This window comes from Halopseudomonas salegens (assembly GCF_900105655.1).
Lineage (GTDB): Bacteria > Pseudomonadota > Gammaproteobacteria > Pseudomonadales > Pseudomonadaceae > Halopseudomonas > Halopseudomonas salegens.
The window spans coordinates 732,556-746,278 of the sequence record NZ_LT629787.1; the positions used below are offsets into that span (position 1 = coordinate 732,556).

General features: G+C 57.5%; 8 protein-coding genes. 4 read left to right on the forward strand and 4 right to left on the reverse strand.

Annotated elements, in window-relative coordinates:
- Positions 1-35 precede the first annotated feature (35 nt).
- Together gdhA and ettA are read right to left on the reverse strand one after the other, a co-directional pair.
- Complete coding sequence (gdhA, locus tag BLU07_RS03290) at positions 36-1,376, reverse strand: NADP-specific glutamate dehydrogenase (RefSeq protein ID WP_092384126.1); 1,341 nt, start codon at positions 1,374-1,376, stop codon at positions 36-38.
- A 244-nt stretch (positions 1,377-1,620) separates the two neighbouring features.
- A complete protein-coding gene (ettA, locus tag BLU07_RS03295; protein WP_092384128.1) occupies positions 1,621-3,285 on the reverse strand; it encodes an energy-dependent translational throttle protein EttA in 1,665 nt (554 codons plus the stop codon).
- 613 nt (positions 3,286-3,898) lie between these two features.
- Between ettA and BLU07_RS03300 the strand changes: the two genes are divergently transcribed.
- The 3 genes from BLU07_RS03300 (at position 3,899) to BLU07_RS03310 (ending at position 9,254) form a co-directional block, all read left to right on the forward strand.
- Positions 3,899-6,964 carry a bifunctional diguanylate cyclase/phosphodiesterase gene (locus BLU07_RS03300; RefSeq protein ID WP_172830086.1) on the forward strand — a complete coding sequence of 1,022 codons (3,066 nt, stop codon included), beginning with the start codon at positions 3,899-3,901 and terminating at the stop codon, positions 6,962-6,964.
- A gap of 133 nt (positions 6,965-7,097) precedes the next feature.
- Positions 7,098-8,354 carry a serine hydroxymethyltransferase gene (gene glyA / locus BLU07_RS03305; RefSeq protein ID WP_092384133.1) on the forward strand — a complete coding sequence of 419 codons (1,257 nt, stop codon included), beginning with the start codon at positions 7,098-7,100 and terminating at the stop codon, positions 8,352-8,354.
- Positions 8,355-8,513: 159 nt separating this feature from the next.
- A complete protein-coding gene (locus tag BLU07_RS03310; protein ID WP_092384135.1) occupies positions 8,514-9,254 on the forward strand; it encodes a substrate-binding periplasmic protein in 741 nt (246 codons plus the stop codon).
- A 37-nt stretch (positions 9,255-9,291) separates the two neighbouring features.
- Here BLU07_RS03310 and mqo read toward each other — a convergent pair whose 3' ends face one another.
- The gene (gene mqo, locus BLU07_RS03315; protein WP_092384137.1) at positions 9,292-10,779 is read right to left on the reverse strand and encodes a malate dehydrogenase (quinone); all 1,488 of its coding nucleotides are present in this window, start codon (positions 10,777-10,779) and stop codon (positions 9,292-9,294) included.
- Positions 10,780-11,155: 376 nt separating this feature from the next.
- On the opposite strand from mqo, the gene thiO reads away from it, so the two are divergent.
- Positions 11,156-12,256, forward strand: coding sequence for a glycine oxidase ThiO (gene thiO / locus BLU07_RS03320; protein ID WP_092384139.1), 1,101 nt, complete (start codon positions 11,156-11,158; stop codon positions 12,254-12,256).
- 115 nt (positions 12,257-12,371) lie between these two features.
- On the opposite strand, the gene BLU07_RS03325 is transcribed toward thiO, so the two are convergent.
- Complete coding sequence (locus BLU07_RS03325; RefSeq protein WP_092384141.1) at positions 12,372-13,718, reverse strand: sigma-54-dependent transcriptional regulator; 1,347 nt, start codon at positions 13,716-13,718, stop codon at positions 12,372-12,374.
- Positions 13,719-13,723: the final 5 nt, after the last annotated feature.

The following is a 13,723-nucleotide window of genomic DNA, read 5'->3' on the forward strand; positions in this document are numbered from 1 at the left end:
GCGCGTATCTACCGGGCGCTTGGTTTTGCAAGAAATCAGACTATACCCTGGGCCAGCATGGCGTCGGCCACCTTGACGAAACCGGCAATATTGGCGCCTTTGACGTAGTTGATAAAACCATCATCCTGCTTGCCATAGCGTTCACAGGCGGCGTGGATGGACTGCATAATGGCATGCAGCTTTTCGTCAACCTCGCCATCGGTCCACGCCAGGCGCATGGCATTCTGGCTCATTTCCAGGCCGCTGACGGCTACGCCGCCAGCGTTGGCCGCCTTGCCGGGAGCAAACAGAATGCGGGCCGCGAGAAAGACGTCGACCGCTTTCAGGGTCGAAGGCATATTGGCTCCTTCGGCAACGCAGATGCAGCCATTGTTGACCAGCGTTTCCGCATCGGATTCGTTCAGTTCGTTCTGGGTTGCGCAGGGCAGGGCGACATCACAAGGCAAGTGCCATGGCGTCTGTTTGGCAAAGAACTCCAGGTTGAGCTCCCCGGCAATTTCTTCCAGGCGCCCGCGCCGCTCGTTTTTCAGTGCCATAACCTGATTCCAGTGTTCCATGCTGAAGCCATCCGGGTTGTACAGAGTGCCGCCAGAATCGGAAAAGGAAATCACCAAACCGCCCAGATCCATGACCTTGAGCGCAGCATACTGTGCGACATTGCCTGAGCCGGAAATGGTCACCCGTTTGCCGGCAAAGCTGTCATTTCGTTCCTTGAGCATTTCTTCGGCAAAGTACACAGTGCCATAGCCGGTGGCTTCCGGGCGGATCAGGCTGCCGCCATAGCTGATGCCCTTGCCGGTCAACACCGAGGTAAATTCATTGCGGATGCGTTTGTACTGGCCATACATGAAGCCGATTTCGCGTGCGCCAACGCCAATGTCACCGGCCGGCACGTCGAGGTCGGCTCCAATGTGGCGTGACAGCTCGGTCATGAACGCCTGACAGAAACGCATGACTTCGCCATCGCTCTTGCCTTTGGGGTCAAAATCCGACCCGCCCTTGCCGCCACCCATGGGCAAGGTGGTCAGTGCATTCTTGAATACCTGCTCAAAAGCGAGAAACTTGAGTACGCCGAGATTGACTGACGGGTGGAAGCGCAAACCGCCCTTGTAAGGACCAATGGCACTGTTCATCTGCACCCGATAACCACGGTTTACGTGCACCTGGCCTTGATCATCCACCCAGGATACGCGAAACATGATCACGCGTTCAGGTTCGACAAGACGTTCAATGATGCCGCTATTCAGGTATTTCGGGTTGGCTTGCAGAAAGGGCCACAAGCTGGCCAGAACTTCCTCGGCAGCTTGGTGGAACTCAGGTTGATCCGGGTCACGCAGCTTCAGGTGAGCCAGACAGGCGCCAAGGGTATCAGTCATGATCAGGAATCTCTTTGGGCATAATTGAGTCGAAAGGGCGCAACTCTAGCAGAGCGCGCCATGCTTCGAAATAGTGCTGCACGGAAACTCAGCGCACGTTTCCGGTGCATTTCTGCCTGTTCCTGTGGCTCTGGACCTTTTATCGCTGGTGTTTGCATGGCTTCAGCAACACCATGGCAATGCACCAATCAGGTGCTTGTGAGGCCTGACACCCTGTCATGCAGGCAAGGTGCCAGTTTATCCTTCACGCCAGTTTCTTGTAGCGGACCCGGTGTGGCTGGGCTGCCGCCTCCCCCAGACGTTTTTTGCGATCAGCCTCGAACTCGGTGTAGTTGCCTTCGAAGAAAACTACCTGAGCATCATCCTCATAGGACAGGATATGCGTGGCAATGCGATCAAGGAACCAGCGATCGTGCGAAATCACGATGGCCGAGCCGGGGAAGTCGAGCAGGGCTTCCTCCAGTGCTCGCAGAGTTTCCACGTCGAGATCGTTGGACGGCTCGTCGAGCAGCAGCACGTTGGCACCCTGTTTCAGCGTCAGTGCGAGGTGCAGGCGTCCGCGCTCACCACCGGACAGCTCCTTGACGAATTTCTGCTGGTCGCCGCCCTTGAAGTTGAAGCGTCCGACATAGCCGCGCGAGGGCACTTCATAGTTGCCGATCTTGATCATGTCGAAGCCATCGGACACTTGCTCCCACACGGTCTTGTTGCCGTCCAGGCTGTCACGGCTCTGATCGACGCTGGCAATCTGCACACTGTCGCCAATCTCGATGCTGCCGCTGTCCGGTTGTTCCTTGCCGGTCAGCATGCGGAACAGGGTGGATTTACCCGCGCCGTTACCACCAATGACGCCGATGATTGCGCCCTTGGGCACGCTGAGGCTGAGATTGTCGATCAGTTGGCGGTCGCCATAGCCCTTGCTGACATTGTGCAGCTCGATGACCTTGTCACCCAGGCGCGGGCCGGCCGGGATATAGATTTCATTGGTTTCACTGCGCTTCTGGAATTCCTGGGACTGCAGCTCCTCAAAACGCTGCATGCGTGCCTTGGACTTGGACTGGCGGCCCTTGGCGCCCTGGCGCACCCATTCCAGTTCGGCTTTCATTGCCTTGGCATGTGAGGCTTCCTGCTTGGCTTCCTGGCTCAGGCGAGCGGCCTTGGATTCCAGCCACTGGGAGTAATTGCCTTCAAAGGGAATGCCCATGCCGCGGTCCAGCTCGAGAATCCAGCCGGCGACATTGTCGAGGAAATAGCGGTCGTGGGTAATGGCGACCACGGTACCGCTGAAATCGTGCAGGAAGCGCTCAAGCCAGGCGACCGAATCGGCATCCAGGTGGTTGGTTGGTTCGTCCAGCAGCAGCATGTCAGGGGCTGACAGCAACAGGCGGCACAAGGCGACGCGGCGCTTTTCACCACCGGACAGGTGACCGATTTCCGCATCCCAGGCCGGCAGGCGCAGGGCGTCGGCGGCGACTTCCAGTTGCCGTTCCAGGTTATGCCCGTCGGAGGCCTGCAGAATGGCTTCCAGCTTGGCCTGTTCGGCAGCCAGAGCATCAAAGTCGGCATCCGGCTCGGCATAGGCGGCATACACGGCATCCAGGCGTTCCTGAGCATCCTTGATCTCGCTGACGGCTTCTTCCACGATATCACGTACGGTCTTGTTCGGATCCAGCTCAGGCTCCTGTGGCAGGTAGCCGACCTTGATGCCCGGCATCGGGCGTGCTTCGCCGTCGATCTCGGTATCGACCCCGGCCATGATGCGCAGCAGGGTGGATTTACCGGCCCCATTCAGACCCAATACGCCGATTTTGGCGCCGGGGAAAAATGACAGGGAAATATCCTTGAGAATCTGACGCTTCGGGGGCACGACCTTGCTTACCCGGTGCATGCTGTATACGTATTGAGCCATGGCTTGAACCTGTGGAGATAGAACGTGGAAACAGTGCGTTGGCCCGCTTGGCATGGGCCAACAATTGCGGGCAAGGCTAGCTTAACTGAGGCTGCAGAGCAAACGCCTGCAGCAGGGCTGGCATGACAGATCATGCCCGCGGCCAATGCGCTTGTCGATTAACTGCCGGTGCTGGTGTGGCGTATAGTCGTTATCGTCGGCCAAGCCGGCCAAGGGGCCTTGTTTCAACCAGGCGGGCGCGCGGATTTTTATCCCCGGTGCGGCACTTCTATCCGCAGGAACAAGGCCCGATGGATGCCCTTGCTTTGCCCTTGAGAATACGCCGCTTCGGGTGTCACTATGATGCCAAGTCAATGGATACTGTTAAGCTATTGAGCGACGGTTCAACCTCGCAGAGAACAAAGCGTTAAGCCATGAGTCAACAGTGTAGGCTGAGTTCGGTACTGACTGATGTTGAACGTAAAGGCTGACATCGCTGTTCAGCGGGCTTGAGCCCTGAGATATATGACGGCAAAATGCAATCATCATCCTTGAGAGGCGACGCGCTTGCACAACAACCATAATAATGTGTGCTCCAGCTTGTCAGGCATTTCTGCGGCCAACGGGAGTGACCGTGGATAGTCTGAGCCTTTCCCTGATTGTGTTGCTTGCGGGCAGCCTGCTGACCCTGTGGCTGCTCGAGTCTCGCCGGCGTCGTCTTGCTCGTCGCCTGGCTTATCAGCAGCGGCGTTTTGATAATGTATTCAATGGCGTTGGTTTGTCGTTGTTTCTGTTCGATCTGTCGGCTTTGCCGCCATTTCTGCAGCGTAACGGTATTGCGGACCAGAAGGCATTGGATGACTGGTTGACGGGCAACCCGCTGCGGCAGCATGAGCTGGTTCAGCAGGTGCAGATCATTGATGCCAATCCCCTGGCTTTGCAGTTGTTCGGAGCAAGCTCGGTCGCCGACCTGCAGCGTCTCATGCAACGGGATCCTGATTTACGCAAAACGGGTGCCCGTTACCAACTGATACTCGCCGTGCTGGAACAGCGGCCACTGCTTGAGCTCAATACTATCGTGCAACGTCTGGATGGAGCGATTCGCTACGTCTGGATGGTGATGCGTTTGCCCGCCCGGGTCAGTGACTACCGCGCGGTTCCCTTGAGTCTTTCTGACATTACTGAGCGGCGCAAGGCTGAAAAGGCGATCAAGGAACGTGAGCGCTTTTGGGCCAGTGTGGTCAAAGCGGTACCCGATGTGGTCTTTGTCCGCGACGTGCGTAACAATCAATTCAGTTTCAGTAATCGCCCTCTGGCGGAAGTGTTGGGGTACAGCGAGGAGGAAATTGCCCGGTTGCCCCCGAATTACCGCGACGACATGCTGCACCCGGATGATCTGGAGTACATGCAAGCCAATCGCAACATGCTGCATACCCTGGTTGCTGATCAGGTATTGGAATGGCGCGTTCGCTGGCAGCACAAAACCGAAGGCTGGCACTGGTTCAATCTGCGCGCCCGGGTGTTGTCCCGCTTCAGTGATGGTCGAGTAAAGCAGGTGATTGGCGTCGTCCGCGATGTGACTCAACAAACCCGCGATAACGAGCGTCTGGAGGCAAGTGAGCAGCGCTATCGGTTACTGGCGGAAAATATTACCGATGTAATCTGGTCGACTGATCCGCACTTCCAATTGGATTACATCAGCCCTTCGGTAGTGCATCAGCTGGGCTACCAGCCCGAACAGTTGATTCGTGAAGGCTTTGTCAGTGTGGTGGCGGATGAGCGCTACAGGTTGTTCATGGCCGATCTGTTGCGTGAGCTTGCGCCCCAGGTCAAAGATGCCAAGGCGTCGCTCCGTTTGCGTCAAGAAGGCATGCGCCGGCAAATCACTTTCGACTGCATTCGGGCCGATGGACACAAATGCCCGATCGAGATGCGCATCAGTCTTATGTGGGGGCCTTTGGGTGAGTTTCTGGGCCTGCTTGGCATTGCCCGGGATATCAGTGAGCAACGGCGCACCGAAAACCGTTTGCGCATGGCGGCGACCGTGTTCGAAAACACCACGGGTGCCATTGTGGTGACTGATCCGGCGGGATATATCGTGCAGGTAAATGCCAACTTCACCCAGATTACCGGCTACTCGGCAGAGGATGTCATCGATCAGCAGCCGGATATGTTTATCGTCGATGAGTATTCCCCGGGTTTCTATCGCAACCTGCAGCAAACCTTGTTGAAAGAAGGGCGCTGGGAGGGTGAAGTCTGGTATCGCCGGCGTTCGGGGGAGGCATTCCCGTCCTGGAGCGGGATCAACGCAGTGTACGATCATGAAGGTGATCTGGTCAGTTATGTCAGCTTTTTTGTCGATGTCAGTGAGCGCAAGGCGAGTGAAGCGCGGATCGAAAGTCTTGCCTACTATGATCCGTTAACCGGTCTGCCCAACCGGACATTATTCCAGGACCGTATCAATTCAGCACTGCAACTGGCTGCCCGTCGGCAGGAGTGGGTGGTGGTGCTGTTCATGGATCTGGATCGCTTCAAGCCGATCAATGACACCCTCGGTCATGCCGCTGGCGATGTGATGCTCAAGCAGGTGGCGCAACGTTTGCGTCAGTGCGTGCGTGAGAGCGATACCGTGGCACGGATGGGTGGTGATGAATTTACCCTCTTGCTGAGCGGCATTCGCGGGCGCGAAGAGGCCATGTCGACCAGCGTGCATGTGGCTGAAAAAGTCCTTGCAGCACTGACACCGGCTTTCATTCTGCAGGAGCGGGAATTTTTCATCAGTGCCAGCATTGGTATCGCGCTCTATCCCCAGGATGATCAGGATGCCGAAAGCCTGCTCAAGCACGCTGATACGGCTATGTACCATGCCAAGGATATCGGCAAAAACAATTTCCAGTTCTTCCAGCGGGACATGAATGATCGCGCACTGGAGCGTCTGGCGCTGGAAAATGACCTGCGACGGGCTTTGCTCGACAATGCGTTCACTTTGCATTACCAGCCACAATTTGATTGCCTGGAAGGGCGGCTGGTGGGTGCCGAGGCCTTGTTGCGCTGGCAGCACCCGCAACGTGGCGCGGTATCACCGGCGGTGTTCGTACCGATTGCCGAAGAGATCGGGTTGATTGGCGCCTTGGGGGATTGGGTACTGGATACTGCCTGCCGGCAGCTGGCCGACTGGCATGCGGCGGGGCAGAAGCTTCCGCGTCTGGCCATCAATCTTTCAGGCCGTCAGTTTATTGAGGGCGGGCTGGTGGAGCAGGTGGCTGCTGCCTTGCAACGGCACGCGATCAATCCGCAGTGGATCGAACTGGAACTGACTGAAAGCATACTGCTGGACGATGTTGTGGGCACTATGCGTACCCTGCGGCGGCTCAATGCCCTGGGCGTCAGTATTGCGGTGGATGACTTTGGTACCGGCTACTCATCTCTGAGCTACCTCAAGGATTTTCCGATCGACACCCTGAAAATTGACCGCAGTTTCATTGCGCCGATCGATCAGGACGGGGCCGATGCCCGTCTGGTGGAGGCCATCATTGCGCTCGGGCGCAGTCTGCGATTGCGGGTGATTGCCGAAGGTGTGGAAACCCAGGCCCAGTTACAGCGCCTTTGCGAGCTGGATTGTGATGAAGTGCAAGGCTTCTATCTCGGTCATCCATTGCCTGCCGAGCGTTTTTTTGCTGTGGCCTTGTCCGGCCCGTAAGCGGCGGTTGCCAGCAGTACTTATCGGCTTGCAACAAACTCATGGTCAAGTGGCGTGCTTTTCATGTGCCAGTTGCGCCCCGATGAGGTAAAATGCGGCCTCTTTTTCGAACGTCCTAGCAGGGGGCCGAGTCATGTTTAGCCGTTCCAACGATATTGCCGCCGTCGATGCCGAACTCTGGGCTGCCATGCAGCAGGAAGTCAAGCGTCAGGAAGCCCACATCGAGCTGATCGCATCCGAGAACTATACCAGTCCGGCGATCATGCAGGCGCAGGGATCGGTGCTGACCAACAAGTATGCCGAAGGTTACCCGGGCAAGCGCTACTATGGCGGTTGCGAATACGTTGATGTGGCCGAGCAACTGGCTATCGATCGTGCCAAGCAACTGTTTGGTGCCGATTACGCCAATGTACAACCGCACGCCGGTTCGCAAGCCAATGCCGCTGTCTTTCAGGCGCTGCTGACGCCGGGCGACACCGTACTGGGCATGAGCCTGGCCCACGGTGGTCACCTGACTCATGGCGCTACGGTCAACTTTTCCGGCAAGCATTACCATGCGGTGCAATATGGCATCAACACGGAAACCGGCCTGATCGATTATGACGAGATCGAGGCGCTGGCGCTGGAGCACAAGCCGAAGATGATCATCGCTGGCTTCTCCGCCTACTCCCAGGTGCTCGATTTCCCGCGTTTCCGCGCGATTGCCGACAAGGTGGGTGCCTACCTGCTGGTGGATATGGCCCACGTAGCCGGTCTGGTTGCAGCTGGCGTGTATCCCAACCCGGTGCCGCACGCTGACGTGGTGACCACGACCACGCACAAGACACTGCGCGGCCCGCGTGGTGGCCTGATTCTGGCCCGTGCCAATGAAACGCTGGAGAAGAAACTGAATTCGGCAGTTTTTCCCGGTGGCCAGGGTGGCCCCTTGATGCATGTGATCGCGGCCAAGGCCATCTGCTTCAAGGATGCCATGACGCCCGAGTTCAAGGCTTACCAGCAGCAGGTAGTGAAAAACGCCCAGGCCATGGCTGCCGTGTTTATCGAGCGCGGCTTTGATGTGATTTCCGGTGGCACCGAGAACCACTTGTTCCTGCTCTCGTTGATCAAACAGGACATCACCGGCAAAGACGCCGATGCCGCCCTGGGTCGGGCGCATATTACGGTGAACAAGAACGCTGTGCCGAACGATCCGCGCTCGCCTTTTGTGACCTCAGGCCTGCGTATCGGTACGCCTGCGGTAACTACCCGCGGTTTCAATGCTCAGGACTGCGCCGATCTGGCTGGCTGGATCTGCGACATTCTCGACAATATGGGCGATGACAGTGTGATCGACAGGGTGCGTGGTCAGGTGGAAGCCATCTGTGCCCGTCATCCGGTATATGTCGACTGATTGTTTCCCCACCTCCCCTGCGTCGCCCGGCGCAGGGGGTCTTCGGCGCCGCTGACCGGCCTCGTCAGGTTTTCTCTGTTGCACACTTTGCCGGCTTATCACCGGGCTACTATGCTTACACTTGTGGATGAGCAGCTGAATCCTGAAGAGTGAGCATGCATGCAAGTATTAGGCAGTTTCTTGCTGGTTCTGGTTGTGTGGCTGACAACAACACCTTTGGTTATGGCCACTGAACCCGTCCGCTTGGGTTTTCTGTTGTTCCCCGGCTACTCGGAGCTGGATGCCGAGCATCGTCCGGTTGGCAGCATGGTCAGTACGCTGGAGTTGATCGTGACTACGGCGGGTTACTCTTTTCACAGTCAGGTTCTACCGGTAGCCCGCCTGCGGCGTGGATTGCGCAGTGGTCAGATAGATATCTGGCCTGGACTGCTTGAAGGCTCTGATCTGGAGCCTTTCGTCATCGAGTCAGACGAGCATCTGGGGCTGGTAGGCATCAATCTGTACCATCGACCGGGACAGGCGCCACCGCTGTGGCCAGACAGCCTGCGTGGCCGGCAGGTCATTCTTGTTACCAATTTTGCCTACACCGACGCACTGCTGCGCACCTTGAACAACCCGGCACTGAACATTCGGCTGCATCGCAGCAGCAGTCATACCGGTGCGCTACAGATGTTGATGATGGGGCGTGGTGACTATTTGCTGAATTATCGCAGTCAGGTGATTCCGGCGAGCAGGCGTCTGGGTATCGAGCCGCCACCGAATATTCTGGTCACCGAGCGCCCTCTGCGCCTGGTGATTTCACGCGAGAGGGATGATTATCTGGAGCTGCGTGAGCGCCTGGATGCGGCGATTGCCGAGCTGCGAGCGGCAGGGGTAAATCTGGATCAGACGATGCGTTGAAAGCCCGGTCAGTTACTTGACCGGGCCTGACTGTTGGCTAATCACGCTGCAATTGCAAAGTACGCAAAGTACGTTCACGCACTTCATCCAGAAGCGCGCCATCCTTGACCAGTGATTGCCCGTAAGACGGAATCAGGTCGCGGATACGGCTTTGCCATTCGCTACTCTGCAAGCGGTCGCTGAAACAGCGTTCAAGCACGTCGATCATGGCCTGAACCGCTGTCGAGGCCCCGGGTGAGGCACCGAGCAGCGCGGCCAGGGTGCCATCTTTGGCGGCAACGATTTCAGTACCGAATTCCAGTTTTCCATGGCCCTGGGCATTTTTCTTGATGATCTGCACGCGCATGCCGGCATCCTGCAGCCGCCAGTTCTCTTCTCTGGCTTCGGGGAAATAGTTGCGCAGAGACGCCACCCGGTCCTTGTGCGACTGGAATGACTCGCCAATGAGGTAGCGGGTCAGGTCCATGTTGTCACGGCCGACGCCAAGCATCGGCTTGACGTTGTAGCGTTTGACCGAGGAAAACAGATCGAAAAATGAGCCTTGCTTGAGGAATTTCGTGGTGAAGCCGGCAAAGGGGCCAAAGAGCAGGGCGGGTTTGCCATTGATGATACGGGTATCAAGATGCGGTACCGACATCGGTGGGGCACCGACGGGTGCCTTGCCGTAGACCTTGGAGCGATGCTGCTTGACGACATCTTCCTGCTGACAGACCAGCCACTGACCGCTGACCGGGAAGCCGCCATAACCACGGCTTTCATCAATGTTGGATTTTTGCAGCAGTGGGAGGGAGCCGCCCCCGGCACCAAGGAAAACGAAATCGGCCTCGAATTTTTTCTCTTCGCCGCTGTTTTCGTCTTCAACTTCTACCCGCCAGAAACCCTTGCGGCTCTTGCGCAGGGTGGTGACCGAGTGTTTGAGGTGCAAATCGAAATTCGGCTGCTCTTGCAACCAACTGATCATGCTGCGGGTCAGTGAGCCGAAATCGACATCCGAGCCATAGGCAACCCGGGTTGCTGCGACTGGTTTTCCATCGTTGCGGTTCTGCATGACCAGAGGCATCCACTCAGCCAACTGGTCAGCAGAGTCGCTGAACACCATATCCTTGAACAGGTGGTGTTGACTCAACAATTGATGACGCTGACGCAGGAATTCGACGTCTTTCTCTCCCCACACGAAGCTGAGGTGCGGCGTCGGGTTGATGAACTTTTTCGGGCTCGGCAGGATATTCTGTTCGACCAGGCTGGACCAGAACTGCAGAGTGACTTCAAAGGAAGCATTGATAGCCAGAGCACGGTCAATGGCAATACTGCCATCGTCGGCCTGAGGCGTGTAATTGAGTTCGCAGTAGCCAGCATGACCGGTACCCGCATTGTTCCAGCCGTCGGTGCTTTCGTGGGCGACATGATCGAGCCGCTCTACGAGGACAATACGCATTTCCGGGTCCAGCTGCTTCAGCAGCATGCCCAGCGTGGCGCTCATTACGCCGCCACCAACCAGCAGTACATCAACTTTTTTTGCCGTCATTTACATGTCGCCTCTTGGGGGTAAAGGTAAAAGGCATCTGATGACTTGCCGACAGTCTGATGGCTGACGCGCGGGGATATGATGCGGTCCCGCTCCATATTGCCTGGTGGGCGATGTTCGAGAGTTTCCCATGGCGGCTGCAGCAGCCAGAGGAAAGGCGCGGCCTTGCAGAGCTGTGACCTTGAGTCGCGGAAAAAAGCCGTCTCAGGGTCGGTAGCACAGTTCAGATGGGCGTATCATACCGGTTTATTGATTGCGGCGACAGGTTGAGAACGGTCGACATTGGTCGATGCCGAGCAACTGACGCGCGAGTGCCATCGTGGGGTAAGCCTGACAGACGCAAGATTGCCTGTTGCTACATTATAGGGGGAGGGGTATGCAAAGCTGTATCGTGATTGGCGGCGGTATCATCGGTGGTCTCACCGCACTCAATCTGTTGCAGCAGGGGGTATCGGTAACCCTGTTGGAGCGTCAGGAATTTGGTCGTGAGTCTTCATGGGCGGGTGGTGGAATTGTTTCACCGCTTTACCCATGGCGCTATCCGGCAGCAATCAGCGCATTGGCCTATTGGTCGCAGGGCTTTTATCCTCAGTTGGCGCAGGAGTTGTTCGCCGCCACAGGGTTGGACCCGGAAGTCAGCAGTACCGGCCTGCTCTGGCTGGATCACGCGGAAAGCGAGCAGGCGCTGGCCTGGGCGCAAGCGCAGCAGCAGCCTCTGGATCAGTTGTCGGCAACCCAGGTATATCAGCGGGTGCCGCAGTTGGCACCGGGTTTTACCCAGGCGTTATGGCAGGCCGATCTGGGTAATGTTCGCAACCCGCGTTTACTTGCAGCGCTCAAGGCACGGTTACTGCAATTCGCCGATTTTTCTCTGCACGAGCACACACCTGTGCTGGGTTTGCAGCAGGCCAATGGACGCGTTTGCGGAGTGCAGTCAGCCGAGGGCGAGATACTGGCTGATGCGGTGGTTCTGGCGGCAGGGGCATGGAGTGGGGATCTGTTGGCGCAGGCGGGTTGGCAGCTGCCGGTGCAGCCGGTCAAGGGTCAGATGTTGTTGTACAAGGCCGCCCCCGGCTGGTTATCGACCATGGTGTTGTATCAGGGGCGCTATGCAATACCGCGCCGTGATGGTCATATCCTGGTTGGCAGTACCCTTGAATATGCCGGTTATGACAAAACCACCACTGCCGAAGCGGCCATCAGCCTGGAGGCTTCGGCAGCCAGACTCTTGCCTGATTTGGCCGAGCAGCGTCCGGTGATGCAGTGGGCAGGATTGCGTCCGGGATCGACGGATGGCATCCCGGCGATTGGTGCAGTCGATCAGTTACCCGGCCTGTGGCTGAATACTGGTCATTTCCGCAATGGTCTGGTGCTGGCTCCGGCGGCCTGTCGTTTGCTGGTCGATCTGATGCTGCAACAGCCGCCGATTATTGCGCCCGAGCCTTATGCAGCGGCACGCCAGCTGCAGCCACTCTAGGGAGCCTCTGAAAAACGTAGGCGAGGCAGGTGCAGCAAGGCAAAAACAGCCGAAAAAGCGCAGTTTACGCGTGGTGAATGAGCATTTTGAGGCTCCCTAGTGTTTCAGAGACTTCCTAGTCATCCAGGCCCAGCTTTTTCAGCCGGTAGCGCAATGAACGAAAGGTCAGCCCCAGGCGTTTGGCAGCAGCGGTCTTGTTCCAGCGGGTTTCTTCCAGGGCATGTTCCAGCGCCTTGCGCTCGATATTGTCGAGGTAGTCTTCCAGTGAGTCGATCTGGTCCAGCCCTGCAGCTGCTTTGTCCGGGCTGGCGCTGGTGCCGCTGAGCTGAATATCGTCGGCATTTATGCAGTCACTTTCACACAGGGTATAAGCGCGCTCGAGAATGTTTTCCAGCTCACGCACATTGCCGGGGAAACGGTAATTGAGTAATCGCTCGCGGGCTTCGACGCTGAGCTCGGGCTGACTGTCGTGGCTGCGCTCGGCCAGGCGCTGCAGGATACGCGTGGCCAACAGCGGGATATCTTCGCGACGTTCTCGCAGCGGTGGGACTTTCAGTTCGATGACATTGATGCGATAGAACAGATCCTGACGAAAGTTGCCGGCGGCGACTTCAGCCGCCAGATCGCGGTGAGTGGCGCACAGCAGGCGCACGTCGACACTCTCTTCCTGTTGTGTGCCGACCGGACGCACGGCCTTTTCCTGAATTGCACGGAGCAGTTTTACCTGCATCGCCAGTGGCAGGTCGGCGACCTCATCCAGAAACAGAGTGCCGCCGCTGGCCGCCTGAAACAGCCCGGGCTTGTCTGCCACTGCGCCGGTAAAACTGCCCTTGCGGTGACCAAAGAACTCGCTCTCCATCAACTCTGCCGGTATCGCCCCACAATTGACCGGGACAAAGGGCTGTTCACTGCGCGGCCCTAACTGATGAATTCGCCGGGCGACCAACTCCTTGCCGCTGCCTGATTCGCCACTGATATAAAGAGGCGCCTGGCTGCGCGACAGTTTGCCGATTTGTCGCCGCAGACGGGCGATCGGCTCGGATTCACCGAGGATAGGGTCGTCGATATCCGGTTGACTGGTAGCGGGTGAGGTAACCTGCAAGCGCAGCGCATGGTTGACCAGTTCGCGTAGCCGCTGCAGGTCGACCGGCTTGGTCAGAAAATCAAAGGCCCCGGCCTTGAGCGCGTTGATGGCGGTATCAAGGCTGCCATAGGCGGTAATCATGGCAACCGGTGTTTGAGGGTAGTGCTGCTGGATATGCTTGACGATCTGCAAGCCGTCACCGTCTGGCAGCCGCATATCGGTCAGGCAGATGGCGAAGCTCTCGGTCTTGAGCAATGCCAGTGCTTCGCCCTGGTTTTTAGCCTTGCGGGCGTCCACCTGCATGCGTCCCAGAGTCAGCTCGAGTAACTCCAGTATGTCCGGCTCATCATCAATCAGCAGTGCGAGGGGTTTGCTCATTGCGC